A 26,578-nucleotide genomic window follows, 5' to 3' on the forward strand; every position below is an offset into this window, starting at 1 on the left:
CAAGTCGCTCGGCGGCCCGCCACGGTTTGAGCAGTCCGTCGACCACTGACTGAATCACTTTGAATCGGTCCAACTCGCGCATCGACATGGTAATCGTGTCCGTTGCAGCCATCGCGGTCTCCTGCGCCGCAGCATCGGCGCGGGGTAAGCTTAGGCGGCTCGAAGCGGACATTTGAATCTGGCTAAAAGCGGACATTACAATCTAGCCGCTACACGCAAAAACTGCGCTAATTTATCTTATGTAAACTCAAAGATTAGACACAGCAACCACGACCCCAACATCACCCCATTTCCTCCGCCCGCCCCAAAAGAAACGCCTGCTCCCGAGCATTCCTGGTCAACGCAGCCGCACGCGCGAACTCCTCGCGCGCTTCGTCTTTGCGTCCCAACTTTGCCAGCAAATCCGCACGCACACTCGGCAACCAGGGATAAGTCCTGAGCGCTGGCTCCTTACGCAAATCATCGACGATATCGAGCGCAGCCTGCGGCCCATAAGCCATGCTCACCGCGACCGCGCGATTCAGCTCGACCACCGGCGTGGGCGCCGTTTGCATGAGCGCGTCGTATAACGCGACGATCATCAGCCAGTCAGTCGCGTCGGCGCTCGGTGCGCGCGCGTGACACGCGGCAAGCGCCGCCTGAAGCGCATACACGCCGCGTGCGCCGCCCAGGGTCTCCGAGCGCTGCAAGGCCGTCAACCCGCGACGAATCAAAAGCGGGTCCCAGCGGCTGCGGTCCTGATCGGGCAGCAAAATCGGCCGTCCCTGGGCATCGACACGCGCCTTCGTGCGCGACGCCTGAATCTCCATCAACGCGACGAGGCCGTGAACTTCGCTCTCCGTGGGCATCAGCTCGGCGAGAATGCGTCCGAGACGCAGTGCGTCTTCACAGAGCGCGGGGCGCATCCAGTCGTCGCCGGCGGTCGCTGAATAACCTTCGTTGAAAATTAAATAGATGACTTCGAGCACCGACGCAAGCCGCGCCGCCCGCGCGTCCGCCTGCGGCACCTCGAACGGCACGCGCGCCGCCGTCAGCGTGCGCTTCGCGCGCACGATCCGCTGCGCGATGGTCGGCTCCGGCACCAGGAACGCGCGCGCGATTTCATCCGTCGTCAAGCCGCCGAGCAGGCGCAAGGTCAGCGCGGCGCGGGCATCGACGGAAAGAACGGGGTGACACGCCGTGAAAATCAGCCGTAGAAGATCATCGCCGATGTCGTCTTCGCGGGCCGCGTCGAGGGCATCAACGAAATCGGGCGTGATGTGCATCTCCTGGGCGTCGAGATCGCGGCCCAGTTCCTCGTGCTTGCGCGCGTGCAGCGTGTGCTGCCGCAGCCGGTCGAGCGCCCTGTTCTTCGCTGTCGTCATGAGCCACGCTCCCGGCTTGTCCGGCACGCCCGCATCGGTCCAATGCTCGAGCGCCGCGACGAACGCGTCCTGCGCGAGTTCCTCGGCAAGCGCGACGTCGCGCACCACGCGGGCCACGCTCGCAATCACTTTCGCCGATTCCATTCGCCACACCGCGTCGATAGTCTTGCGCGTCGCGATCGACTGCGCCGCCCGCCCGGCGTCCGAACGCTCGCTCACGCCGCTTCCGGATTCATATGCACGAGTTCCCAGATGTGACCGTCCAGATCCTCGAAGCCGTGGCCATACATGAAGCCGTGATCCTGCGGTTCGCGCGGCGCCCGCCCGCCCGCTTTCAACGCCTTCGCGACGAGGTCGTCCACTTCCGCCCTGCTCTCGCACGACAAACACACGAGCGTTTCGGTGGCCTCGTGCGCATCGACGATCGCTTTTGCGGTGAAGGTCTGGAAGAACTTCTCGACGAGCAGCATCGCGAAGATGTTTTCGCCGATAACGAGGCACGCGGCATCGTCATTGGTAAAAGCCGGGTTGAACGAGAGGCCGAGTTCCTTGAAGAAGGTCATCGAGCGCTTCAGATCGCGCACGGGCAAGTTGACGAAAATCTGTTGATGCATGGCGTAAGGCTCCGACGCGAATGGAAAGACGAGCGAAATTGCCGGCTTCATTGGGACGACGTTTGACGCGCCCGCCGATCGACAGGAAATCACCCGGGAGCAGCGAAACTCGCCTCAGAGATAGCACGGCCCGACTTTGCGGACCTCGATCGTGCACCACGCGGCCGCCGGGCACGTTGCGGCAATTTCAACTGCTTCGGCGTGCGTTTCGCAATCGAGCAGGAAAAATCCGCCGATCATTTCTTTTGCCTCGGCGAACGGTCCGTCGATGATTCTCGCGTCATCCGCCAATGCCCGCGAAACCCGCGACGCATCCTTGAGCGAAGTCAGCGACTCGCATGCGCGCAAAACGCCGCGCGCTTTCAGGCCGTCGGCGAACTCTCCCATCTGCCGATACGCCTCGCGCCCTTCTTCCGGCGTGCGTTGGCCGCGTTGCTCCACCGGCTCGATCACAAGTAGCAGATAAGCCACATCCACCTCCACGAAAAGTTTTTTAGCGTCGCTCAAGTTAAACCGTCGTGGCGCTATCGGCAAGGCTGGCGTGGGTTTGCCATGCGTATTCAAGCAAAAATCTATCCTCATACGTAACATTTTGTTACTCAGTATTACTCAACGTCATTCAATCCATCGAGTAGTATTTGCTTCAGACGAGCCGGAAATGTCTTAGAAGCGAGCAATAGTTACCTTGCATCGATTTCTTCTCATCATTAGTTCCAGCAGACCACCCGCTTTTCGTCACCCTTCTATCTCGCGATATCGAGCGATATCGAGCGATATCGAGCGATATAGCAAACGTTTGCGCGTTCAACCGTTCGTGTAGCAAAAGCGGGATGCGTGCATGTCGAAGCCGGTCGGATGGCGTATCAGAACCCAGCCCGCCTGTCGAAAACCAGATGCTTTTTGCATCGCTGGGCGTAATCGAAATGAACGCCTGGTTTTATCTGCGCTTATGCGTTTTGAATCGATGACCAAAAGTCCTTTCCTGCTTTCGACGCTCGTCCTCGCTCTTGCCGGTTGCGGCGGCAGCGACGGCGGTTCTCCCGCCTCCACGAGCGCGGCTAGCGCCGGCCCCGCCGGCGTGGCAAACGCCTCCGCCGCCTCCGGCTCCGAAGCCGATGCCACCGAACAAGCGGTTGCCAAGGCTGCCTCGAATTTGCGTCTGACGTGTGCTTCGCCGGCGGTGTCGTCGGCATCGGCCGGCAACGGCAAGATTACCGTCGATACCCCCGGGGGCGACGGTTCGCGCATGTTCGCGATCAACGCCAAGTTCAAGGTCGCCGTCACCACGCGCGCCGGCAGCGCCGATACGCTCAAGTGGACTATCGCCGATGCGCTCGGCAAGACGGTCGCGAGCGGCAGTTTCGCGGTGCCTTCGGTTGCAACGACCACCACCCTCACGTGCTCGTCCACGCTCGCCGGCTACTTTGCCGTGTCCGCGACGCTCGCCAATGGCGGCGGTCAGGTGCAAACCTCGGGCACGCGTCCGAATGGCTTCGCGAGCTTCGGCGTGACGCCGGATCTGAGCGGCACGATTCCGGCCGTGACCTACACGAAGCAGGAACAACATCGCTTCGGCATGCAAGGCTTCAACGACAACGGCGTCATGCTGTCGGCGCTCGGCATTTCCTCGACTATCGACGATCGTCAGATGTCGGTGATGGAACCGAACGGCCGCAACACCTTCAACCCAAGCGCGAACAATCTCGATCCGTTCTACACGTCGGGCAAGGTCATGCGTCTCGTGCGGCTCGACGGCATTCCCGGCTGGGCAAGCGGTCACGGCCTGAGCCCGGACTACGGCTATGCGCCGGCCGATCTCGGCTACTTCTCGAACTACCTGTCGCGCGTCGGTCAGGAAACCGAGGCGATTCGCCAAAAGTACTATCCGACGATGTCGTCGAACTACTATCAGGTGACGTGGGAGCCGTACATCCTGTGGAAAGACACGGATGCCAACTTCGTCGCGCTCTACAAGGCCGCGTATCAGGGCCTGCATGCGAAAGATCCGCACGCCGTCGTGATGGGCCCGGCCGAGCCGTTCCCGTCGCTGACGACGGATCGCCTCAAGCGCCTCGCGCCCTTGGGTTACGCGCAATATATCGACGGCATCGCGACGCACGGTTATTACGATGCGGGCACGTCGCCCTCGCATCCGCCGGAGCGTCATCACACGGACCCGAACCCCGCCGATGCCGCGAATTCGCTGCTCAACGAGATGCGCAACCTGCGCGCGGAGATGGCGAAGGAATACAAGCCGAACATGAAGCTGTTCGTGACGGAAACGGGTATCAGCTATGACATCGGTTCGAGCTATGGCCCGAACTATCCGTCGCCGAACATTCTGTACGCACAGGGCGCGGTGGTGGCGCGTACGCATATCATCATGCTCGGCGAAGGCGCGGATCAAACCTATGTCTTCTTCGGCCCGGACTTCCCGGGCGAACCTGGCTACGGCACGTTCTTCGACCTCGACAATCCGCAAGCGGCATTCGGCACGACCAACATCAGCCCGAAGCCGGCCGCGATGCAGGTCGCCACGATGACCCGCGTGCTCGACGGCACGGTGACGCTCGGTCCGGTCAAGAACCTGCCGGCCGGCGTGTACGCCTATCAATTCCAGCAGCTTGGCAGCGGCAAGATCATCACCGCGTTGTGGACGCATAACAATGCAGTGTGGCCCGCGGCCGACGGCACCTTTAGTTCGAGCTACAACACCTCGTACAAGCTGCAGGTAGGTGTGCCAGGCACGGCGGGCACGGTGGCGTTGATCGATCCGATGGGCAACGTGTCGAGCGCACCGTACAACAACGGCGGCATCACGCTCACGCTAACCGAGTCGCCGCGTTATATCGTGTCGACGCTGGCGGACATCGCGAAGAACAACACGACGAAGCCGCTGGGTTATAGCGGCAACTAAGCGCGATCGAGATACTCGAACGAAGAGAACCCGGACCGTGGCAACGCGGTCCGGGTTTTTTATGACTTTGAAAATCCTGTCTCGATATTGACAGCGCGCCTGGTTCCAACTGATACTCCATTCCATGCACGCAGACCTCGTCCTCGCCATCGCCGCGATTAAAAACCCAATGAACGCCATTAAGCATGGCGGGTCATCGGGAGAACGTGTGCGCTAGCAGCCAAGGCTCAAGCAGACAAGTTGGTTCCGAAGGCCCCGCCGAAAGACGGGGCCTTTTGTTTGATGCGTGCTGGCCTTCCGTCTTCGGCTTACAACATGGAGAGCGAGATGGAAGAAGGTTCGGAAGTGCTACAACGCGGCGTGTTGCACGGCGTGGCAGCGGGCAAGCTGGATGCGAGCGGCGCACGCGTGGTGGTGTATGTCGAAGTCGCGCCGCATCAGACGGTGTCGTGGCGTCTTGCACGCGATGCCGACTTGCGTATCGCCGATGCATCCGTGTGGCTCACGCGTCATCAGGATCCCTACGATTACTGGATGAAGCCCGGCGATATCGTGCGCCTGAAGCGCGGCGAACGCGTGTGGTTGTCGTCGGAGAGCGAGCACGCGGTCGAGGTATCGCTGACGTCGTATCGCAAGAATAAGGCGCGCACGTGGGCGCGGATTCTCGCGCGCTTCATGCCGCGCGCCGCGAACGCGACCAGCTTCTGAGCGTGCGCTCAAGACGGGCGCTCAAGGCAAGCATTCAAGGCAAGACACAGCGAAAGTTCGCCGCGACATTGATGCTGCCCTTACCCAGGTAACGCGGATAGCCGGGGTAACGGCAGATCGGCCGCGTGCGTCCGTTGGTGGCCGGCGCAATGTCGCTGCCGATGAGCGTCTCGGGCGCCGTGCCATTCGTGACCCACTCGTCGAGCGCGCCCAGTTCGTCCCATGCGGGAATGAACACGCCGTTGCCATGCTGAAAACCCGGCACCATGTAAAGCCGCATGAAGGAATCGACGCTGTCTTGGCCGTACTTGTCGATGAGCTCGTTGAAGAACGCGATGGTTTGGTTCGGGCTGATGACTTCGTCGGAGAGTCCGTGCATTGCAATCAGCTTGCCGCCGTGCGCGATGAATGCCGCGAAGTCCGGGTTCATCGCGCCGACCGTGTAGGCGAGCGTGATGAGCCGCTGCTTGTAGAGCGCGGGGTCGTTCAGGTCGAAATTGAGCGAGTTGAACGAGAGATCGCGTGTGACGAAGTGGCGGATATACGCGTCGCCTTGCGCGAAGAGATAGCCATTGGCGCCGAAGGTTGGCGGCGAAAGCAGCGTGGGTGAATCGCCGAGACCGAGCGTGCCGGAGAAATCGACGCCCTGAAACACGTTGTAGCCCGGATAAGTATCGACGTTATACGCGAGCGGATACGGCAGCTTCAAGCCATCACGCAGGAGTTCGAGCGTCTCGATCTGCGCGTCGGAAAGACAACTGTCGCGCAGTGAAGGCCGCTGCCCGTTCGCGCAGCGCAACGACGCGATGATCTGCGGCTCGAGCTTCCGGCAAGCTTCCACATTGCCGACGATGCCATCGGCCGCGCCGTCGAGCTTGTCGCATTCATGCACGACCGTTTCGAACAACCGCCGCTGCTGCGCGAGGCCGACGAATCCGCCGGGCTTGGCATAGGACGCCTGCCCGACTTTCACGCCCATCAGCCGCACGCCCGAGAAGTTGATAGCCGGCGCATTGGCGATCACGCCGTCGTAATCGTTCGGAAAGCGTTCGATGACCGTGAAGCCTTCGCGTCCGCCGGTCGAGCCGCCCGCGAAGTACGTCTTCTCGGGCGAACGTCCGTAGCCCATCTGGATGAGCGCGAGCGCGACATCGCGGGTCTTCTTGAGATGCGCGAAGCCGAAGTTGACGATGGCTTCGTCGTTCACGGCGAAGTCCGCGCGCCCCGCGTTGCCCGAGTGCCCCGAGTCGGAGCCGAAGGTCGCATAGCCGCGCGCGAGCGGCGTCGAGTCGGGCGCGAAAGGCATGGGTTCGGTGCCGGAGACGAGCGTGCCGTTATAGCCACCGCCGCCCATCTGCAACGCGCGGCCGTTCCATCGGCTTGGCAGATTCACTTCGAAGCGGATGTCGGGCGTGTTGTCCTGGATTGCCCGGATGATGCCCGTGACGCGGCAATACTCGCCGTTGCGATTACCCGGCGCGGCGGCCTTCGTCACCGACGCGCTCTCGATCAGCGCGCCGCGCGTCGGCAGACCGATGATCGATGCGGGCACCGTCTTGCCACCGAGGTCTTCGCAATGCTTCGTGAGATACGTGGCGGCATGCGCGCCCGCAAACGACAAGGCGAGCGCCAAGAAGACGAGCAACTGCCGCCATGTCCTCATGGACAGGCCCGCGAGACAGCTAGATGAAAGACAGCGAAGACGTGACACGAGATGGGTTGGCCGCTTCGAACGCCGCTCAATATATAAGAAGCGATCGGCGAAGGCCAATCGCACCGGCTGCACGTTGTTGCGGCACAACCGCCGCACATCTCGCGCCTGCCCTCTTTCGCTTCTGGTCGAAGCGTTCATTCGCCGTCCCATTCGCCGCGCAGGTCGCTGCTTTCGAGCAACTGAAGCAGGGTCTCGGCGGGCCGGCTCAGATGTTTCGCGCCGAACGCGATGAACTCCACCTCCGGCAATCCCGGCAACGCTTCGCGATTCACAGGCGGCGCGAGTCCGCGTCCCGCCAGAAAATGCGAACGCACCGTGAGCCCGAGTCCGCCGCGCGCCGCCGCGATGCAGCCCGCATGGCTGCTGCTCGTGCAGACGGTTTGCCAGCTCGCGCCGGCCATGGCGAGCGCATCGAGTACCACAGCGCGCGTCACGCTCGGCTCGGCGACCAAGATGAGCGGCAAGGGCTGAGTCGTATCGACGATGGTGCCTGGCTTTGCAAGCCACTCCAGTCGGCCGCTGAACAGCCGCGTGCCGCGCGCATCGCCGATACGGCGCTTGCCGACGGCAAGATCGAGTTCGCCAGCATCGACGAGTTGATACAGCCGTCCCGTCATGCCAATCGTGATCTCCAGTTCGACATCCGGATGCGTGTCGCGAAAGGCGGCAAGCACGCTCGGCAGCGGCCCGAGCGCCAGATCGTCCGATGAACCGAGCCGCACGCGTCCGCGCAGCCGCGGCGAACTGAACTGCGATTGCGCATGCGCCATCGCTTCGAGAATCACGCGGGCGTGAACGAGCATGGCTTCTCCGTCGGCCGTGAGCGCGAGAGAATGGGTATCGCGCACGAGGAGCCTTCGTCCGACGCTTTCTTCGAGGCGTCGAATGTGCTCGGAGACGCTCGACTGGCGCAGACCGAGCTGACGGCCGGCGTCGGTAAAGCTGTGCGACGTGGCCACGGTCGCGAAGGTGGTCAGCCACACGGGATTCAGCATGCGGCATTGTGATCGGAAATCACGATCACAGTCAATGCGGTTAGCGGTCTTCCCGATAGCGTGCGGAGTCATTAACATTCACAATGCGCGCTGACGGGCTTTTCACTGGCCTTTCGTCAGGCTTTCGCGGCGCGCCGCTTCCTGCCACTTCGCCCCTCAAATGAACAAACTGTCATCGCACACGGCTCTACTCTGGATCGTCGCCGTGGGCTTCTTCATGCAGGCGCTGGACACGACCATCGTCAATACGGCGCTGCCGTCCATCGCCCGCGATCTGCACGCGGCGCCGCTCGCGATGCAGTCCATCGTCGTTGCCTACACGCTCACGATGGCGCTTTTCACGCCTGCTTCGGGCTGGCTCGCCGACCGCTTCGGCACGCGGCGCGTGTACTTCGTCGCGATCACGTTGTTCGTGATCGGCTCGCTTGCCTGCGCGAGCGCCCACACGCTCGATCAACTCGTCATGGCGCGCGTGCTGCAAGGCATCGGCGGGTCGATGTTGCTGCCGATCGGCCGCCTTGCCATTCTTCGCACGATGACGGGCGAAGCCTACGTGTCCGCGCTCGCGATGATTTCGGTTGCCGGACAGGTCGGCCCTATTCTCGGTCCGACGCTCGGCGGCTGGTTCGTTCAGTCGTTCACGTGGCACTGGATCTTTCTGATCAACGTGCCGATCGGCGCGGTCGGCCTCTATGCCGTGCGGCGCTTTCTTCCCGACGACGCCGTCAGGAACGCGCCGCCTTTCGATTTCGTCGGTTGCGGGCTCTTGTCCCTGTGCATGGTGGCGTTTTCGTTGGCGCTGGATAGTCCGGTGAAAACGCACCGCGGGCTCGTGTCGGCGGCGCTGTTCGTCGTGGCCGCCGTCTCGGCCTTCGCGTATATCCCGTATGCGCGCAGAAAGCGCAATCCGCTCTTTCATCTCGCGCTCTTTCGCGAGCCGAACTTCAGCGTCGGGCTGATCGGCAATCTGGTGTGCCGGATCGGGTCGAGCGCGGTGCCGTTCTTGTTGCCGCTTCTCATGCAGCTCGAACTCGGCTACAGCCCGCTGCATTCCGGCTTGATGATGCTGCCTATCGCGTTCGCGGGCACCTTGTCGAAGCGCTGGATCGCGGGCCTCGTCAAGCGCTATGGCTACGACAATTTTCTGCTGGTGAATACGGCGCTGGTGGGCGCGTCGATCATCGGCTTTGCGTTGTTTTCGCCGTCGCTGCCGCTCGTCGTGGAGATCGCCATTCTCGCGCTCTTCGGCGCCTGCAATTCGATGCAGTTCGCGGCGATGAACAGCGTCACGCTCAAGGGCCTTTCCATCAAGGATGCGGGCAGCGGCAACAGCCTCTTCTCGATGGTGCAGATGCTTGCGATCGGGCTTGGCGTGTCGATCGGCGGGTCGCTCGTGCAGGTGTTCGAGCATCAGTTCGGCTCGGGCGCGATCGGTTTCAGACTGAGCTTCCTGTGCATGGGCGTGGTGACGTTGCTATCGGGTCTCGTGTTCAGACGGCTCGACAACGCGCCGCGCGCCGCCGCGCCCGCGCCTGCCGCGCGCTGATAGCGGCGTGCGTCCGGGTAGCCCCGAGCGCGCGGCACGCATAAAGACTATCCTGTCGATCGCTATTCAACCTCGGGAGCGCAATCGTGCAATATCGCAAATTCGGCAGCACCGGTCTCACCGTCTCGCGTCTCACCCTCGGCACGATGACCTTCGGTTTGCAGACGGAGGAAGACGCGTCGTTCGCCATCATGGATCGCGCGGCCGAGGCGGGCGTCAATTTCATCGACACCGCCAACGTTTATCCGCTCGGCGCGACGAACGACCTCGCGGGCCGCACCGAGGAAATCGTCGGACGCTGGTTGAAGGGCCGGCGGCATCAATACATTCTCGCCACCAAGGCCGTGCACGCGATGGGGCCGCTTACATGGGATCAGGGCGCATCGCGCAAGCATCTGCTCGATGCAATCGATGCGTCGTTGAAGCGTCTTGGCACCGACTACGTCGATCTCTATCAACTGCATAACGACGATCGCGACACGCCGCTCGACGAGATGCTCGAAGCGCTCGATATCATCGTGAAAAGCGGCAAGGCACGCTATGTCGGGGTATCGAATTTTCTGGCGTACAGGCTCGCACGTGCGCTAGGTCGCGCCGATGTACTGCGCACCGCCCGCTTCGTTTCCGTTCAGCCGCGTTATAACCTGCTGTTTCGCCAGATCGAGCGTGAACTGCTGCCGCTGACGGTGGAAGAAGGGCTCGCCGTGATTCCGTATAACCCGCTCGCGGGTGGCTTGCTGACGGGCAAGCACAAGCACGACGCCGCGCCTTCGGACGGACGCTTTACCGCGACGGTCGGCAAGGCGGGAGAAATGTATCAGCAGCGCTACTGGCATGAGCGCGAGTTCCAGACCATCGAAAAGCTGAAAGATGTGGCGAAGGAAAACGGCCGGTCGCTTGCGAGCACATCGCTTGCATGGGTGCTGGCGAATCCGGCGGTGACCTCGGCGATCATCGGTGCAAGCCGCGTCGAACAGCTCGACGAGACGCTCGCGACAGTGGATCAGCCGATCGATACCGAACTCAAGGCGAAGCTCGACGATCTGACGGTGGAGTACCGATGGGGTGACGCGTTGCGTTGATCACCCTCGCCCCGGCCGCGCCCGATACAAGCCTTCGAGCGAATAAATCGCCAACGCCGCCCAGATCGCGCCGTAGCCGATCAGACGGTCATGCCCGAACGCCTCCTGATAAATCACCACGCCGATGAGCAACTGCAGCGTCGGCGTGATGTACTGAATCAGGCCGAGCATCGACAAGGGAATGCGCCGCGCGCCGGCCGCGAACAACAGCAACGGCACGGCGGTGATCGGCCCGGCCGCCGCGAGAAGCACCTCGATGCCCACGGACGCATCCAGGAAACCGCTATGTCCGTTCGCGCCGAGCACGAATAAATAAAGCAGCGCGACAGGACACAGCAACATGGTTTCGAGCGTGAGCCCTTCGAGCGCGCCGAGCTTCGCCGTCTTGCGCAACAACCCGTAGCCGCCGAAAGTCAACGCGAGCGCGAGACTGATCCAGGGCGGCGCGCCGTTCACCCAGGTGAGCCACAGCACGCCGAGCGCGGCGATGACAACGGAGAACCACTGCATCGGCCGCAACCGCTCGTGCAGGAAGGCCATTCCGAACAGCACGTTGACGAGCGGATTGATGAAGTAGCCAAGACTTGCCTCGACGATTCGCCCGTCGTTTACCGCCCAGATGTAAATGCCCCAGTTCGTCGATAGCAACACGGCGCTCGCCGCGAAGCGCGCAAGCAGACGTTTGTCGCGCAGCACCGGGCCGAGCCAGCGCCACTGACGCCGCACCGTCAGGACGATGAAGAGGAAGATCAGCGACCAGGCCATGCGGTGCGCAAGCATCTCTAGCGCGCTAATCGAATGCAACGCCTTGAAGTAGATCGGAAACAGGCCCCAAAGCGCGAAGGCCGCGAATGCGTAGACGACACCAGGATTCATTGTTGGATACGTAAAGCGCACCGTGCCACGCACGTGGAACGCGCATTGCTCTTGCATCCGGCTCGATTGAGACCGGAAGCGGTCCGCAAGGAATGAAAGCCGGATTTTAGTCGAGAGCGGTATCAATGGTTGAACGCTGACCGAAGCGCCGGTCGAAACAGCGCTCCAACGCAGTGCACGAATGACGTCGGCAGCCGCGTGCTAGCATGCGCGAACTCGAGCGGCGCTGCCCGCTCCCCTTCCGCTTAACCGGTCCCAATGAATAATCAGTCCGTCCATCAAAGCTTCTTTCATATCCTGTTGTTCGTCGTCACGCTCGCGCTTGCGTGGGTGCTCCTGCCTTTCTTCGGCGCGATCTTCTGGGGCGCGATTCTCGCTATCCTGTTTCAGCCGATGCAGCGCTGGCTCACCGTGCGCTTCGGCAAGCGGCGCAACCTCGCGGCGCTGACGACGTTGGCTGCGGCGATTCTCATCGTCATCATCCCGTTGGCCGTGGTGGCCGTGACGCTCGTGCAGGAAATCGCGCTTGTCTACGCGCGCATCAAGAGCGGCGACCTGAATTTCGGAGTGTACTTTCAGCACGTGCTGCATGCGCTGCCGACTTCGGTGCAGCAGATGCTCGGGCGCTACGGTCTCGACGATATCCCTGGCATCCAGCGTCGACTCATGGAAGGCGCGGCGCAGATCAGTCAGTTCGCGGCGGCGCAGGCGTTGTCCATTGGCCAGAACACGTTCCAGTTCGTCGTGAGCTTCGGCGTCATGCTGTATCTGGTGTTTTTCCTGCTGCGCGATGGCGGCGAGATCGGCCGGCGCATCCGTCGCGCCTTGCCGCTCGATCCGGCGCCTAAGCAGCATCTGATCGCGAAGTTCACGACCGTCGTGCGTGCGACGGTCAAGGGCAATATCGCGGTCGCCGCCGCGCAGGGTTTGCTGGGCGGGCTCATCTTCTGGATTCTCGGCATCAACGGCTCGCTCTTGTGGGGCGTGCTGATGGCGTTTCTCTCGCTCCTGCCCGCGGTCGGCGCGGCGCTGGTCTGGGCGCCCGCGGCGATCTACTTCTTCGCGACCGGCCAGATCTGGCAAGGGCTCGTGCTGGTTGGATTTTGCGTGGTCGTGATCGGTCTCGTGGATAACGTCCTGCGCCCGATTCTCGTCGGCAAGGACACGAAGATGCCTGACTGGGTCGTGCTCATTTCGACGCTCGGCGGCATGGCGCTTTTCGGCATCAACGGCTTCGTGATCGGGCCGCTGGTTGCGGCGCTCTTCATGGCAAGCTGGGACATCTTCACGCAAGACGAGGAAGGCAAGGAAATCTGAAGCCTGCTTCGGACAAGAAAAAAACGGCTCCGCGAGGAGCCGTTTTTCTTTAAAGCTACCGATCAGCGCGCGTGATTCGGCGGCGTGTACCGACAGTCGAAGCGCTTTCTCACCGTGCCATTTTCATCGACGCTCTCCAGATAAACGTCGAACTGCCACAAGCGCGCCATGTGCTTGAGCACTTCGTCGCTGTCGTTCGACAGATGCCGGTTGTCCGTCATGAAGTGGCGCAGCGTGAGACTGCGGTCGCCGCGCGTGTTCACCGAATAGACCTGAATGTTCGGCTCGCGATGATGTATGTCGTATTGGCGCGACAACGCCTGCCGCACATAGCGATACCCGCTGCCGTCGTGAATGGCCGAGACTTCGAGCGAATCGCGCATGTCGTCGTCGAGAATCGAGAAGAGGCGCATTTCCCGGATCAGATGCGGCGACAAATACTGCGCGATGAAGCTTTCGTCCTTGAAGTTGCGCATGGCGTAGTGCAGCGATTCGAGCCAGTCGCTGCCCGCGAGTTCGGGGAACCACTCGCGATCTTCATCCGTCGGGTTTTCGCAAATGCGGCGAATGTCGCTCATCATCGAAAAGCCGAGCGCGTACGGGTTGATGCCGCTGTAATACGGCTTCGTCACGGGCGGCTGATACACCACGTTGCTGTGTGAATGCAGAAACTCCATCATGAAGCCGTCTTCGAGCCGGCCTTCGTTATAGAGCGTGTTGAGCAGCGTGTAGTGCCAGAACGTGGCCCAGCCTTCGTTCATTACCTGCGTCTGCCGCTGCGGATAAAAATACTGCCCGACCTTGCGCACGATACGAATGACTTCGCGCTCCCACGGTTCGAGCAGCGGCGCGTTCTTTTCCGCGAAGTAAAGCAAGTTCTCCTGCGGCTCCGGCGGATAACGGCTTTCGATTTCCTCGGCGGACTGTGCCTTGCGATTCGGCAAGGTGCGCCAGAGTTCGTTGACTTGCGACTGCAGATATTGCTCGCGTTCACGCCGCATCGCGGCTTCCTTCGCAAGCGAAAGTTTCTGCGGGCGCTTGTAGCGATCGACGCCGTAATTCATCAGCGCATGGCAGGAATCGAGCAGTTCCTCGACGCGATCCAGCCCGAAGCGCTCCTCGCATTCGGCGATGTAATTCTTCGCATACACGAGATAGTCGATGATCGCGTGCGCGTCGGTCCAAAGCCGAAAGAGGTAATTGCCCTTGAAGAAGGAGTTGTGCCCGTAGGCCGCGTGCGCGATGACGAGCGCCTGCATCGTCATCGTGTTCTCTTCCATGAGGTACGCAATGCATGGGTTCGAATTGATGACGATCTCATACGCGAGACCCATCTGCCCGCGCCGATAGCTCTTCTCGGTCGACAAGAAGTGCTTGCCGAAGGACCAGTGCCGATAATTCACGGGCATGCCGACGGAGGCGTAAGCATCCATCATCTGTTCGGCGCTGATGATTTCGAGCTGAATGGGATAGACGTCGAGCCCGTATCGGTTGGCGACGCGCGATATCTCGGCGTCGTATTCCTCGATCATCTCGACGGTCCAGTCGGACGGGCACGGCAGCGGCCGCTTTTCTGCAACATTCATCCTGCCTTCCTTGTGCGTCTCCTCGGACGCCTTGTCTTCGACTACTTCCTTGTCTGCTTCCTTCCCTTCTTCCAGTTCCAACGTCGATGCAACCGCACGATCGTCCGTGCCATCCGGTTGAGCCTTGCGCGCTTCCTTCTGCACATTCCGTTTCGTCATGCAGCCGCCTGTTGCTTTTCGAAGAGTTCGCGGAATACGGGGTAGATGTCCGCCGCGGAGTCCACCTTCTTCATGGCCAGTTCAGGCGCGCCGAGCGCAAGTTGCGCGTATTCCACCCACAGATTTTGCTCTTCTGGCGCAACTTGAATATAGGCGAAATAACGTACCTTCGGCAGGATGTCGTCCGAAAGGAGCTTGCGGCACTTGGGGGAATCGTCGGTCCAGTTGTCGCCGTCCGATGCTTGCGCGCCGTAAATGTTCCATTCGGTCGGCGAATAACGCTCATCCATGATTTTCTTCATGAGTTCGAGCGCGCTCGACACCACGGTGCCGCCGCTTTCGGTCGAATGGAAGAAAGTGTCTTCGTCCACTTCCTCGGCTCGCGTGTGATGGCGGATGAACACCACTTCGATTTTCTCGTAGTTCCGCTGCAGGAACAGGTAAAGGAGAATGAAGAAGCGCTTGGACAAGTCCTTGCGCTGCTCGTCCATGGAGCCGGAAACGTCCATCAGACAGAACATGACCGCCTTGCTCGACGGCGTGGGCTGCTTGACGCGATTCACATATCGCAGATCGAATGGGTCGATGAATGGGATACGCGTGATCCGGCCCTGCAGGATCACGATGTCCGCTTCCAATCGCGCGATGTCTTCGGGATCGGCGTTATCGCTCTTGAGTGCTTCGAGCTGACGTTCCATCTCGCGCAGTTGCGCGGTGAGCGGCATGCCGAGCGCGATACGCCGCCCGAGCGCGCTTCTCAGTGAACGCACCACGTCGATGTTGTTCGGCGTACCTTCCGCCGCCCAGCCCGCACGCACGTTCTTCCACGTGGGCACCGCGAGCAATTGCGTCTTCACGAGACGCGGCAGTTCGAGATCGTCGAAGAAGTACTGCATGAATTCTTCACGCGACAGTTCGAACACAAAGTCGTCCTGGCCCTCGCCTTCGTTGCTCGCGCTTTTGCCGCCGCCGCCCGAACCGCCTTGCGGACGCGGAATCTTGTCGCCGCGAATATAGTCGGCGTTGCCCGGATGAACATACTCGCGCTTGCCGCCCGGTCCATGACGGAACGAGGGCTCGGCGATATCCTTCTTGGGGATGGTGATGCTCTGAGTGCTCTGAATATCCTTGATGCTGCGATCGCGCACCGCGTCCGAAACCGCGCGGCGAATGTAGTTCTTGACGCGTCGCAGAAAGCGCTCGCGATTGGCGATGCTCTTGTTCTTACCAGCTAACCTGCGGTCGATGATCTGGTGCAGCACATTCAGTCTCCCGCGTTGATGGCGAGGATGCGAGGCGCTGCGCGAGCCTTGGGCCTGCCGCGAAGGGCATGCCAGCGTCTCTCTCTCGCAAAGTGCCCGCTTTGCCGCTCAGGAAGTCACACCTTGCGGCGCAAACTTCGGTCCCGAGCGGCGCGGACCTACATTACAGCATGCGTCCTGCTTACGACGACTTGCGCACGCGCAGATACCAGTCGCAGAGCAGCCGGACCTGCTTCGGCGTATAGCCCTTCGCGACCATGCGATTGACGAAGTCTTCATGCTTGCGTTGCTCTTCGGCCGAACCTTTCGCATTGAACGATATGACCGGCAGAAGTTCTTCGGTGTTCGAGAACATTTTCTTCTCGATCACCACCCGCAGCTTCTCATAACTGATCCACGCCGGGTTCTTGCCGCCGTTGGCCGCCCGCGCACGCAACACGAAGTTCACGATCTCGTTGCGGAAATCCTTCGGGTTGCTGATGCCTGCCGGCTTTTCGATCTTTTCCAGTTCCGCATTGAGCGAGGCACGGTCGAAACTTTCACCGGTATCGTGATCGCGGAACTCCTGGTCCTGAATCCAGAAGTCGGCATACGTCACGTAACGGTCGAAGATGTTCTGCCCATACTCCGAATACGATTCCAGATAAGCAGTCTGAATTTCCTTGCCGATGAATTCGGCGTAGCGCGAAGCCAGCACGTCCTTGATGAACGACAGATACTTCTGCTCCGTCTCCGGCGGAAACTGTTCGCGCTCGATCTGCTGTTCAAGCACGTACATGAGATGCACCGGATTCGCCGCGACTTCCGACGAGTCGAAGTTGAAGACGCGCGACAAAATCTTGAACGCGAAGCGCGTGGACACGCCTGTCATGCCTTCGTCCACACCGGCGAAGTCGCGGTACTCCTGATACGACTTCGCCTTCGGGTCCGTGTCCTTGAGGTTCTCGCCGTCGTACACCTGCATCTTTGAAAAGAGGCTGGAGTTTTCAGGTTCAGCCAAACGCGTGAGCACGGCCATCTGCGCCATCATCTTGAGCGTGCCGGGCGCGCATACCGCTTCGGCCAGCGACGAGTTGCGCAGAAGCTTTTCGTAGATCTTGACCTCTTCGCCGTAGCGCAGGCAATACGGCACCTTCACGACGAAAATACGATCGAGCAGTGCCTCGTTGTTCTTGTTGTTGCGGAACGCCTTCCACTCCGACTCGTTCGAGTGGGCGAGAATCACGCCGTCGAAAGGGATCGCGCCGAAGCCTTCCGTGCCCTTGAAGTTGCCTTCCTGCGTAGCCGTCAACAACGGGTGCAACACCTTGATCGGCGCCTTGAACATTTCGACGAATTCAAGCATGCCCTGATTGGCGAGGCACAGGCCACCCGAATAGCTGTATGCGTCCGCGTCGTCTTGCGAATAGGTTTCGAGCTTGCGGATATCCACCTTGCCGACGAGGGAGGAGATGTCCTGATTGTTCTCGTCGCCAGGCTCGGTCTTGGCAATGCCGATCTGACGAAGAATGGAAGGATAGCGACGCACCACGCGGAACTTGCGGATGTCGCCGTTGTACTCGTGCAGGCGCTTCACGGCCCACGGAGACAAGATGCTCTTGAGATAGCGGCGCGGAATGCCGTATTGCTCCTCGAGCACGGGACCATCTTCGTCGTAATCGAAGAGGCCAAGCGGTGATTCGTTGACAGGCGAGCCCTTGATCGAATAGAACGGGACGCGCTCGGCAAGCTGCTTCAAACGTTCGGCGATCGACGACTTGCCGCCGCCCACCGGACCCAGCAGATACAGGATCTGCTTCTTCTCTTCCAGACCCTGCGCCGCGTGCCGGAAATACGACACGACGTTCTCGATCACTTCCTCCATTCCGTAGAACTCACGGAATGCCGGATACACCTTGATGACCTTGTTCGCAAACACACGCGAAAGCCGCGGGTCGAGTCTCGTGTCGACGAACTCGGGTTCCCCGATGGCCGTCAACATACGTTCGCCCGCTGTTGCATATGTGGCAGGATCTTCCTTGCAGAGCGCGAGATACTCTTCGAGCGAGAATTCCTCCTCGCGGGTTTTTTCGAAGCGGGTCGCGAAACTGCTGTAGATATCCATGCTACCTCCTCGCCGAAGTCAGAAAGCTATGCCGTGCGCAACGCGCGTAATCGAAACGACATCGCTTGAATTCATCCTAAACCCTTTCGAATTTTTTTTCACGCACTTGCGAAGCTATCCATCTGAGAAGAAGTGCTAGCTACACGAATTATTTTCGGTGCCCTACAATCCTCATCCCAATCTCCTCTTTTGCACATGGTCTTGCGCGGCGTTCTCGCCGCCTGTACGCATGACCGCGCTTTTGTCACTCTCACCCTGCCTTCATCCGCCAGCATCGTTGGGCGCCGTACGCTGTTGTTTCCATCTCATGACTCATACGTGCGCGCATGCATGTCAGATGCAATAACGCGGGTTACGCGGCTGTCGTGACAATAACCGCGCGTGGCGTGTGGACTCTATGAACGCGTGGTGCGACGTGACATGAAGCGTCAGGTAAGAACGAGTTCGAGCTCGCCGATGCGGTCGATCGCGCCATGCACCATCGCGGGACCTTCCACGCGATAAGCGCCCGTATAAGAACCCGTGGTGATGGTCCAGAACGGTTCGACCGTCAGCCCCATGCGCGAACAATGATTGACGAGCCACGGCAGCACGACGCGGGGATCGCCCGCTGGATGGCCTTGCGCGGCCGGAGCAATCGGCAGGCCATCGAGCGTCAATTCGATACGCGGCGACAAGAAGTCGAAGCCCGCCGATACGACCTCATAAGGCTCCATGCCGCTCACGATGAGCGCGCCGTTGTTCTGCGAATCGGCAAGTTGCGCGAGTGGGTCGACGTTGGGCCATTGCGCGAGGCGGCTATCGACGATTTCGAGTGCGACGGCCATGCCGCCCAGTGCGTCGAGGACTTCGGCGTGGCTGTAAGGGTCGCTACGCGGCGGCAGCGGGTAGGCAAAGCGAAACGCTATTTCGAGTTCCACCAGTACGTGAAAAAACGAGTCGAACGCGAGCCGCGCAGGCGATACATGCACGAGGTCTGCATCGATGGGTGCGCCTGCGGCGAGCGCATCGGGCGCGCGGGCGCCGATCTTCCATGCGCCGATGCGCGCGTTTGCCGCACGCAGCGTCTCGTGCTGGATGGCATAGGCCGTGGGCGCGTCGGCGGGAATGTCGCGCGGCGCAAGCGTCTCGATGCTCCGATGCTGCCGGCGCGCGTCCACGAGCTGTGCGGCGAGTGTCGATCCGGTCATGTCGATGGTCCTCGTATGCAAGATGATGCGGTGGCATCAGTGTACGGGGACGAGCTCGATGATGGCGACAGGTGCGTCTTGCGTTCGCACCTCCGGCTTTAGACTTGGCGCCGTCACGCGCGCGACGGCGAAGTTCTGTTACCGCAGCGGGCTCAAAACGTCTCCCAATCCCCGCTTGCAGCCGCCGCTGCAACCGCCGGCGTGGCAGCCGGCTTTGCTGCCTGCGAAGGCTTGGCGGGGACGGGGCGCTTGCTTGCCGCCACAGCCGCTGGCTTGCGCGTAACGCGCCTGGCGGCGCTCACCGAAGTCGAAGCCAAAGGCGCATCCGCGCTGAAACCCTCATTCACCTGAAACACCGCAACCGCCTGACGCAAACGTCCCGCCTGATCTTCCAGCGATTGCGCCGCTGCCGCCGCTTCCTCGACGAGCGCGGCATTCTGCTGCGTCACTTCGTCCATCTGCGTGACCGCGAGCGACACCTGGTCGATACCACTCGACTGCTCCTCCGACGCCGCCGCGATCTCGCCCATGATGTCGGTCACGCGCTGCACCGCGCCGATGATCTCGTTCATCGTGCGGCCCGCTTCATCGACGAGTGTGGTGCCCGACTGCACGCGCGCCACCGAGGTATCGATCAACTCCTTGATTTCCTTCGCCGCCGCCGACGAACGCTGTGCAAGCGAGCGCACTTCGCCCGCGACCACCGCGAAGCCGCGCCCTTCCTCGCCCGCGCGGGCCGCTTCCACGGCTGCGTTGAGCGCGAGAATGTTGGTCTGGAACGCAATGCCCTCGATGATCGTGATGATGTCCGCGATCTTCGACGAACTGCGGTTGATCTCGCCCATGGTATCGACGACCTGCATGACGACCGTGTTGCCCTTGCCCGCGATCTCCGACGCGTTGGCCGCGAGCGCGCTTGCCTGACGCGCATTGTCGGCGTTCTGACGGACCGTGCCGGTCAGCTCTTCCATGCTCGACGCGGTTTCCTGCAACGCGGATGCTTGTTCCTCGGTACGCGACGACAAATCGGTATTGCCAGCGGCGATCTGCTGCGTGGCCGACGCGATCGATTCGCTGCCCGAGCGCACGGTGCGAACGGTCGTCAGAAGGCTTGCGCGCATCTTGGCGAGTCCTTCGAGCAATTGCCCCATTTCGTCGCGCGAAGTGACCACGACTTCACGGCGCAGGTCGCCCGCGGCAATCGCCTCGAAATGGCCGAGCGCGGCTTCGAGCGGGCGCGCGATGGCGCGTCGGAGCGAAACCCACGCGAACGCCGCCGCGGCCAGCCCGAGCGCGATGGCAGACATCGCGACCGCGCGGAACCACAGAAACTGGCTCTGCGCGTCTTCGTAGCTCTTGTGCGAGGACTCGGACAGGAACTTGCGCAGCGTTTCGTTGGCGTTGGCGTAATCGTTGTAGATCGCCTGCATCGACTTGGCGGAAGCGATGATCGCGTCGTGGTCGTTGGCGGCAACGGCCTGGAGGCCCTTGTCGAGCTCACGCTGCAGTTCGAGACGTTTGGCCTGCGCCGCTTCCGCGAGGCGCGCTTCGCCGGGCTCTTGCGGCAGCGCCGTGTATTGCTTCCAGAAGCCATCGGCGCGCTCGCGCATGAGGCGTGAACGCTCGATGGTCGCCGCGACTTCCGCCGTGCCCGCGAGCAGCGCGCCGCGATCGAACACGAGCCGTTCGCGCATGGCGTACATCTCGGTGTTGCCGACGGCGATGGCGCTCGGCATCTGATTCGAGTAGGTATCGAGAAACGCGGTGTTCGAGTGATTCATGCCGCTGAGGCCGAGCGCCCCGATGGCGATCAGCAGCGCGCCGAGAAACGCCATCGAGATGCCGATGCGCGCCTTGATGGTCAAAGCCTTGTTCATGTGTCGTCCCATGCCGCTCGTCAATGCGGTCGTAGCCAGGTGAGGGCCGGCGCGCGCGGAGAGTCGCCGCAACCGATTCGCGTAGCGGCGCTTCTGCGCTCGCTCACTATGTAAACGGCGCGAAAGGGACTGGCTTGAGGATATTTATTTCATCAGACGAAAAGAACGGCGCAAGCTACGCGCCGGTTTTCAGTGAAAACTGAACACTTATGCGGAAATTTCGCAGCGATGCGGAATCGAAGGCTGCGCGCCCTCACGCGTGACCGCAAGCGCGGCGGCGCGCTGGCCGAAACCGATGGCGTCGAGCACCGCCGAGCCGCGCGCGAGTTCCGCGGCAAATCCGCCGATGAAGGTATCGCCCGCCGCGGTGGTATCGACGGCCTGCACTTTCGGCGAAGGCAAGTGCTGGCCGCCGTCGTCGCCATTACCGTCTGATTCGAGCAGCGCGAAGACGCCCTGTCCGCCGAGCGTCACGATCACGTTGCGCGCGCCTTTTTGCCGGAGCGCGTGCGCGGCGCGGCGCGCATCGTCGGGTGTGGAAATGGCAATGCCCGACAGCGTCGCGGCTTCGAGTTCGTTCGGAATCAGATAATCGACGAGGCCGAACCAGTCGGCCGGCAACTCGTTCGCGGCGGGCGCGGGGTTGAGGATGGTCGTGCGCTGCAGGCGCCGGCCGGCGGCAAGCGCCGCGCGCACCGTGTCCGGCGGCGTTTCCAGCTGGCAAACGATTACGTCGGCGCGCGCAAGAAGCGCCTCTTGAGACGCGATGCTCTCGGGCGTCACCTGCGCGTTGCTGCCTGCCACGATCACGATGGCGTTCTGGCTCGCATCGTCGACGATGATGAGCGCGACACCCGTTGGCGCGTCGGTGCTGAGAGCCACCGTGGCGCAGTCGATGCCTTCCGCCTCGAGACTCGTCTTGAGCGTCGCACCGTTGCTGTCGTCGCCGACGCAGCCGATCATCGCGACCTCCGCGCCCAGGCGCGCCGCCGCCACCGCCTGATTACCGCCCTTGCCGCCCGGCACTTGCGCGAACGCGTGGCCTGCGAGCGTCTCGCCGGGTTTCGGCAAACGCGGCGCGCGTGCGACCAGATCCATGTTCAGACTGCCGACCACGGTGACGCGGCCTTGCTTGGCTATTGACTTGTCGCTCATTACGCTCCTTGTGTTGCTTCCAACGTCTATCCGGCGCGTCGCGCCTCGTGCACGACCGCCGTCGATTCGCGCCGCACGAGACGCGGCGCCACGACGCGCCGCCGCGTATTGCCCGCGAGCTTGCCGGTGATCCGCTCGATCAGCGTTTGCGCGGCCATTTCGCCGAGCGCGCGCACCGACTGTCCGACGGTAGAAAGCGCGGGATACGTGTACCGCGAGAGTTCGACATCGTCGAAACCGATGATCGAGCAATCCGTCGGCACGTTGATATGGCGTTCCGCGGCCGCCCGCAATGCACCGATGCCCATCATGTCGTTGCACGCGAAAATGGCCGTCGGCTTCATCGAGTCGAACAGTTGCGATGCTGCCGCGTAACCGCCTGTCGCCGAGAAATCGCTCTGCACGATCGCGTTCGGCTCGATCTCGATACCGCGTTCGGCCATCGCGCGAATGAAGCCATGCAGACGCATAGCGCTCACCGCCGTCGCGACCGGCCCGGTAATGCAGCCGATCTCCGAATGCCCGAGTTGCAGCAGATGCCGCGTGGCGAGATACGCGCCCTTCTCGTGGTCGATCTGCACGAGATCGGCCGTGACGCCTTCGATATTCCGGTCAACGATCACGAGCGGTTCGCGCGATCCGGAAAGGCTGTGCGCGAGCACCGAATCCTCACCCGCCGATGCAATGACCAGCCCGTCGATGCGCTTTTCCTGCAGCACGCGCAGGTAGTGGCGCTGCTTCGCGGGATCGTCGTCCGAATTGCAGAAGAATACGCAATAGCCGTTCTTCGCGCAGCCGTCCTCGACGCCGCGCGCGAGTTCCGCGAAATAAGGGTTCGTCGCGTTCGGCACCAGGAGGCCGATGGTCGCGGTGGACTTCGCCTTCAGCGAACGCGCGACGGCCGAGGGCACGTAATCGAGTTCACGAATTGCCCGTTCTACCTTCGCCCTGACATCGGCCGATACCGGCCTCGAATTGTTGACCACATGGGACACCGTCGTAAACGACACCCCGGCAATGGCTGCCACGTCTTTTATCGTCGCCATACATCGTCCTTCGCTATCTTTGTGCTGCTGCTCTCTTATTTGAAATAGGCGTTCGGTGCGCACTGGCCTCGCGTGCGCTTTTTGGTTTCGCTGTTCCCGTCAGCTACGGCGTAATGCTGCCGCTTCCCCGATCGCCCTGGTCTTTGCTGCATGCTGCCTGTCATCCCGGCGCGCCCCGTGCGCGCCGTACTGCCTTACCCTTTGCTCCTTGGTCAATTCGCCTGGCGCTCCCCGTCAAGCCCGCTTACGCCGGCTGCGATACGTGTCGAGCACGACCGCCACCACGATCACCGCCCCGGTGATGATGCGCTTGGTCGGTTCGTTCGCGCCGATCTGCGCGAGCCCCGCCGCCAGCACGGAAATGATCAAGACCCCGAAGAACGTGCTGATGACCGAGCCGCGCCCGCCCATCAGACTCGTTCCGCCGATCACCACCGCCGCGATCACCTGCAACTCCAGCCCCGCGCCGCCGTTAGGGTCGGCAGCTTCGAGGCGCGAAATCTGAAATAGCGCGGCGAGCCCGGAGAGCGCGCCCATCAACGCGAAAACGATTACCTTGTAAGGACGCGGATTCACGCCCGCAAGCCGCACGGCTTCCTCGTTCGTGCCTATTCCTACGAGATATCGGCCAAAAACCGTCCGAGTCAAGACCAGGTGCGCAATTATCACCACGGCGACCGCGATCACGAACGACGGCGAGATGCCGAAAGCGATCGGATTCGACAGAAAATCGAAGGCGTCGCCAATATACGCGGTCCGCGAATTGGTCATCTGGTAGGCGACGCCGCGCGCCGCTTCCAGCACGCCGAGCGACACGATGAACGACGGAATGCGCCACGCCACCGTCACGAGCCCGGTCAGCGTGCCCGTCAGCGCGGCGGCGGCCATGCCCATCAGCGCGGACGGCAACGCGGGCCAATGCCACTTCAACGCGGCGACGCTCACGACCGATGCGCCGAGCGCCAGGACCGACCCCACCGACAAGTCGATTCCCGCGATGATCAACACGAAGGTCATGCCCACCGACATCACGACCAGATCCGGAATCTGGTTGGCGATGGTGCTGAACGTCTCGTAGGTGAGGAAGTGCGAACTCAGCACCGAAAACAGCGCGATCATCGCGGCGAGCGCGCCGACGAGACCGAGGTAATTCGAAAAGCCGAGCCGCGTGCCGATGCCCTTCGGACTCTTCGGCGCATCGGCTGGCAGATTGGCTTGAGTCTGACCGGTCATTCAGTGCTCCACTTTTTGGTCTTGTTCGGGCGGCTTCGCGTCCGGCGCGAGCGGCTCGTGCAGCATGGCTTCGCGTTTCGCATAGCCCGCGAAGGCTGCGGCAAGCAGCGCATCTTGCGTCCAGTTGGCGCGCTCGAACACGCCCGTCATCCGTCCCGCCGACATCACGCCGATACGGTCGCAAATCAGCATGAGTTCGCGCAGATCGCTCGACACGACCACGAGCGCGCGTCCTTCGCGCGCCAGTGCGCCCATGAGCCCGTAGATATCGAACTTCGCGCCCACGTCGATGCCGCGCGTCGGTTCGTCGAACAGGAGCACGGTGCAGTCGCGGGCGAGCCAGCGGCCGATCACCACTTTCTGCTGATTGCCGCCCGACAGTTCCGAGACGGCCTGCGCCGGCCCGGATGTGCGAATACGCATGGCGTCGATCTGCGTCTGCGCGAGCGCGGCTTCGCGCTTCGTGTCGATCACGCCGTGACGCGACACCGCGTCGAGGTTACCCAGTGAAACGTTCGCGGCGATAGGCAAGCCAAGCAGCAGGCCCTCGCCCTTGCGGTCCTCCGTGATGAGCGCGATGCCGTGCTTCACCGCATCCGATGGCGAATTCACGGCAACGGGCCGCAACGCCTGCCCGCCGTGCGCAATCGAGACCGTGCCGGAATCCGCGCGATCCGCGCCGTAAATCAGGCGCATGAGCTCGGTGCGGCCTGCGCCAATCAGCCCGCTCACCCCGAAAATCTCGCCCGCCTTCACTTCGAAGGAGACGTCGCGCACCACGCTGCCGCGCGTCATGCCGGCGACCTTCAGCGCCACGCCGCCGATTCTTCTTTCGCCCAGGTCGATACGCTCGCCGAGTTCGCGTCCGACCATCAGCGTGACGAGCCGATCGCTCGACAGTTCGGCCATTGGTCCGAGATGCACGAGACGCCCGTCGCGCAGCACGGCCGCGCGCTCGGCAACGCGGCGCAATTCCTCGAGCCGGTGCGAGATGTACACGAGCGCGACGCCGCGCGCTTTCAGGCGGTCGATCTGCTCGAACAGCAAATCGACTTCGCGCGCGGTGAGCATGGCGGTCGGTTCATCGAGGATCAGCACGCGGCAATCGCCGATCAGGTTGCGCGCGATCTCCACCATTTGCTGATGCCCGATGCCGAGCGCACCCACGAGCGTGTCCGGGTCGATGGCGTCGAGCCCGACTTGCGCCATTGCGTGGCGCGCATCTTCCGCGAGCTTCTTGCGGTCGATCCAGCCAAAGCCGCCTTTTTTCGGCAGGCGGTTGAGGAACAGGTTTTCCGCAATCGACAAAGTCGAAAGCAGATTCAGCTCCTGCATGACCATGCGCACGCCGAGCGCTTCGGCCTCGGTGCGGCTTTGCGGCGTGTACGGCTTGCCGGCGAGCGTCATCGTGCCGGCCGTGGGGTTCACCAGCCCGCCGATGATCTTCGACAAGGTGCTCTTGCCCGCGCCGTTCTCGCCCGTCAGCGCGAGCGCTTCGCCCGGCACGAGGTCGAGGGTGACGTCCGCGAGCACCGGCTCGACATAGGTCTTGCCGACGCCGCTGACTGTCAGCACGCTGGCATCGTTCACGTCGTTCGCTCCTCGAAAGGGGCGCCATGGAATTGGCTACGCATCCTCGCTGTGTGTTCCGCTTGGGGCCCGACGGCTTGGCGCAAAGCGTCGCGCAGGCAAGAGCCTACGTCGACGTTCAAACGCGCTCGTTCGTGCTTTATCGGCATGAAAGCCGCGAAACTTGAATGGACCGAGGCTCGCGCATTCATGCCGTAGTGAAGGTTTGCGCCCGCTCCGTGTTCCGGCGGGCGGAGCTGACTG

At 62.0% G+C, this 26,578-nt stretch carries 20 protein-coding genes; 5 read left to right on the forward strand and 15 right to left on the reverse strand.

Annotation, left to right across the window (positions count from 1 at the left end; translation table 11 throughout):
• Positions 1–281: 281 nt before the first annotated feature.
• From NCR40_RS06160 to NCR40_RS06170, 3 genes are all read right to left on the reverse strand, one after another.
• On the reverse strand, positions 282–1,508 hold the full coding sequence (locus NCR40_RS06160; protein WP_250509133.1) for an RNA polymerase sigma factor: 1,227 nt from the start codon (positions 1,506–1,508) through the stop codon (positions 282–284).
• A gap of 71 nt (positions 1,509–1,579) precedes the next feature.
• Entirely contained in the window at positions 1,580–1,978 is a 399-nt protein-coding gene (locus tag NCR40_RS06165; protein ID WP_244827868.1) for a VOC family protein, read from the reverse strand.
• A gap of 114 nt (positions 1,979–2,092) precedes the next feature.
• Positions 2,093–2,449, reverse strand: a complete 357-nt coding sequence (locus tag NCR40_RS06170; protein WP_250509134.1) for a YciI family protein — start codon at positions 2,447–2,449, stop codon at positions 2,093–2,095.
• Between the two features lie 493 nt (positions 2,450–2,942).
• On the opposite strand from NCR40_RS06170, the gene NCR40_RS06175 reads away from it, so the two are divergent.
• Together NCR40_RS06175 and NCR40_RS06180 are read left to right on the forward strand one after the other, a co-directional pair.
• On the forward strand, positions 2,943–4,895 hold the full coding sequence (locus tag NCR40_RS06175) for a hypothetical protein (protein WP_250509007.1): 1,953 nt from the start codon (positions 2,943–2,945) through the stop codon (positions 4,893–4,895).
• Positions 4,896–5,222: 327 nt separating this feature from the next.
• A complete protein-coding gene (locus NCR40_RS06180) occupies positions 5,223–5,603 on the forward strand; it encodes a DUF2917 domain-containing protein (RefSeq protein ID WP_244827871.1) in 381 nt (126 codons plus the stop codon).
• A gap of 34 nt (positions 5,604–5,637) precedes the next feature.
• Here the strand turns inward: NCR40_RS06180 and NCR40_RS06185 are convergent, their stop codons facing one another.
• Entirely contained in the window at positions 5,638–7,266 is a 1,629-nt protein-coding gene (locus NCR40_RS06185) for a tannase/feruloyl esterase family alpha/beta hydrolase (RefSeq protein WP_250509008.1), read from the reverse strand.
• Positions 7,267–7,451: 185 nt separating this feature from the next.
• Positions 7,452–8,312 (reverse strand): LysR family transcriptional regulator, encoded by an 861-nt coding sequence (locus NCR40_RS06190; RefSeq protein WP_244827873.1) that lies wholly within the window; start codon positions 8,310–8,312, stop codon positions 7,452–7,454.
• Between the two features lie 160 nt (positions 8,313–8,472).
• On the opposite strand from NCR40_RS06190, the gene NCR40_RS06195 reads away from it, so the two are divergent.
• Positions 8,473–9,858 carry a DHA2 family efflux MFS transporter permease subunit gene (locus tag NCR40_RS06195; RefSeq protein ID WP_250509009.1) on the forward strand — a complete coding sequence of 462 codons (1,386 nt, stop codon included), beginning with the start codon at positions 8,473–8,475 and terminating at the stop codon, positions 9,856–9,858.
• A gap of 86 nt (positions 9,859–9,944) precedes the next feature.
• Complete coding sequence (locus NCR40_RS06200; RefSeq protein ID WP_250509010.1) at positions 9,945–10,940, forward strand: aldo/keto reductase; 996 nt, start codon at positions 9,945–9,947, stop codon at positions 10,938–10,940.
• On the opposite strand, the gene rarD is transcribed toward NCR40_RS06200, so the two are convergent.
• The gene (rarD, locus tag NCR40_RS06205) at positions 10,941–11,816 is read right to left on the reverse strand and encodes an EamA family transporter RarD (protein WP_250492390.1); all 876 of its coding nucleotides are present in this window, start codon (positions 11,814–11,816) and stop codon (positions 10,941–10,943) included.
• A gap of 258 nt (positions 11,817–12,074) precedes the next feature.
• Between rarD and NCR40_RS06210 the strand changes: the two genes are divergently transcribed.
• Entirely contained in the window at positions 12,075–13,133 is a 1,059-nt protein-coding gene (locus tag NCR40_RS06210; RefSeq protein WP_244827876.1) for an AI-2E family transporter, read from the forward strand.
• A 62-nt stretch (positions 13,134–13,195) separates the two neighbouring features.
• Here NCR40_RS06210 and NCR40_RS06215 read toward each other — a convergent pair whose 3' ends face one another.
• The 9 genes from NCR40_RS06215 to NCR40_RS06255 form a co-directional block, all read right to left on the reverse strand.
• Positions 13,196–14,719, reverse strand: coding sequence for a SpoVR family protein (locus NCR40_RS06215; protein WP_250492406.1), 1,524 nt, complete (start codon positions 14,717–14,719; stop codon positions 13,196–13,198).
• 155 nt (positions 14,720–14,874) lie between these two features.
• Positions 14,875–16,140 carry a YeaH/YhbH family protein gene (locus NCR40_RS06220; protein ID WP_244827878.1) on the reverse strand — a complete coding sequence of 422 codons (1,266 nt, stop codon included), beginning with the start codon at positions 16,138–16,140 and terminating at the stop codon, positions 14,875–14,877.
• Positions 16,141–16,321: 181 nt separating this feature from the next.
• Positions 16,322–18,244, reverse strand: a complete 1,923-nt coding sequence (locus NCR40_RS06225) for a PrkA family serine protein kinase (RefSeq protein ID WP_244827879.1) — start codon at positions 18,242–18,244, stop codon at positions 16,322–16,324.
• 428 nt (positions 18,245–18,672) lie between these two features.
• Positions 18,673–19,434 (reverse strand): 2-keto-4-pentenoate hydratase, encoded by a 762-nt coding sequence (locus tag NCR40_RS06230; protein ID WP_250509011.1) that lies wholly within the window; start codon positions 19,432–19,434, stop codon positions 18,673–18,675.
• Positions 19,435–19,586: 152 nt separating this feature from the next.
• Positions 19,587–21,311, reverse strand: coding sequence for a methyl-accepting chemotaxis protein (locus tag NCR40_RS06235; protein ID WP_250509012.1), 1,725 nt, complete (start codon positions 21,309–21,311; stop codon positions 19,587–19,589).
• Positions 21,312–21,518: 207 nt separating this feature from the next.
• The gene (gene rbsK / locus NCR40_RS06240; protein WP_250509013.1) at positions 21,519–22,466 is read right to left on the reverse strand and encodes a ribokinase; all 948 of its coding nucleotides are present in this window, start codon (positions 22,464–22,466) and stop codon (positions 21,519–21,521) included.
• Between the two features lie 26 nt (positions 22,467–22,492).
• Positions 22,493–23,512, reverse strand: a complete 1,020-nt coding sequence (locus NCR40_RS06245) for a LacI family DNA-binding transcriptional regulator (protein WP_244827883.1) — start codon at positions 23,510–23,512, stop codon at positions 22,493–22,495.
• 234 nt (positions 23,513–23,746) lie between these two features.
• A complete protein-coding gene (locus NCR40_RS06250) occupies positions 23,747–24,745 on the reverse strand; it encodes an ABC transporter permease (RefSeq protein ID WP_250509014.1) in 999 nt (332 codons plus the stop codon).
• The gene (locus tag NCR40_RS06255; protein WP_244827885.1) at positions 24,746–26,335 is read right to left on the reverse strand and encodes a sugar ABC transporter ATP-binding protein; all 1,590 of its coding nucleotides are present in this window, start codon (positions 26,333–26,335) and stop codon (positions 24,746–24,748) included.
• Positions 26,336–26,578 lie beyond the last annotated feature (243 nt).

The sequence above is a fragment of the Caballeronia sp. GACF4 genome, from assembly GCF_023631025.1.
Classification (GTDB): Bacteria; Pseudomonadota; Gammaproteobacteria; order Burkholderiales; family Burkholderiaceae; genus Caballeronia.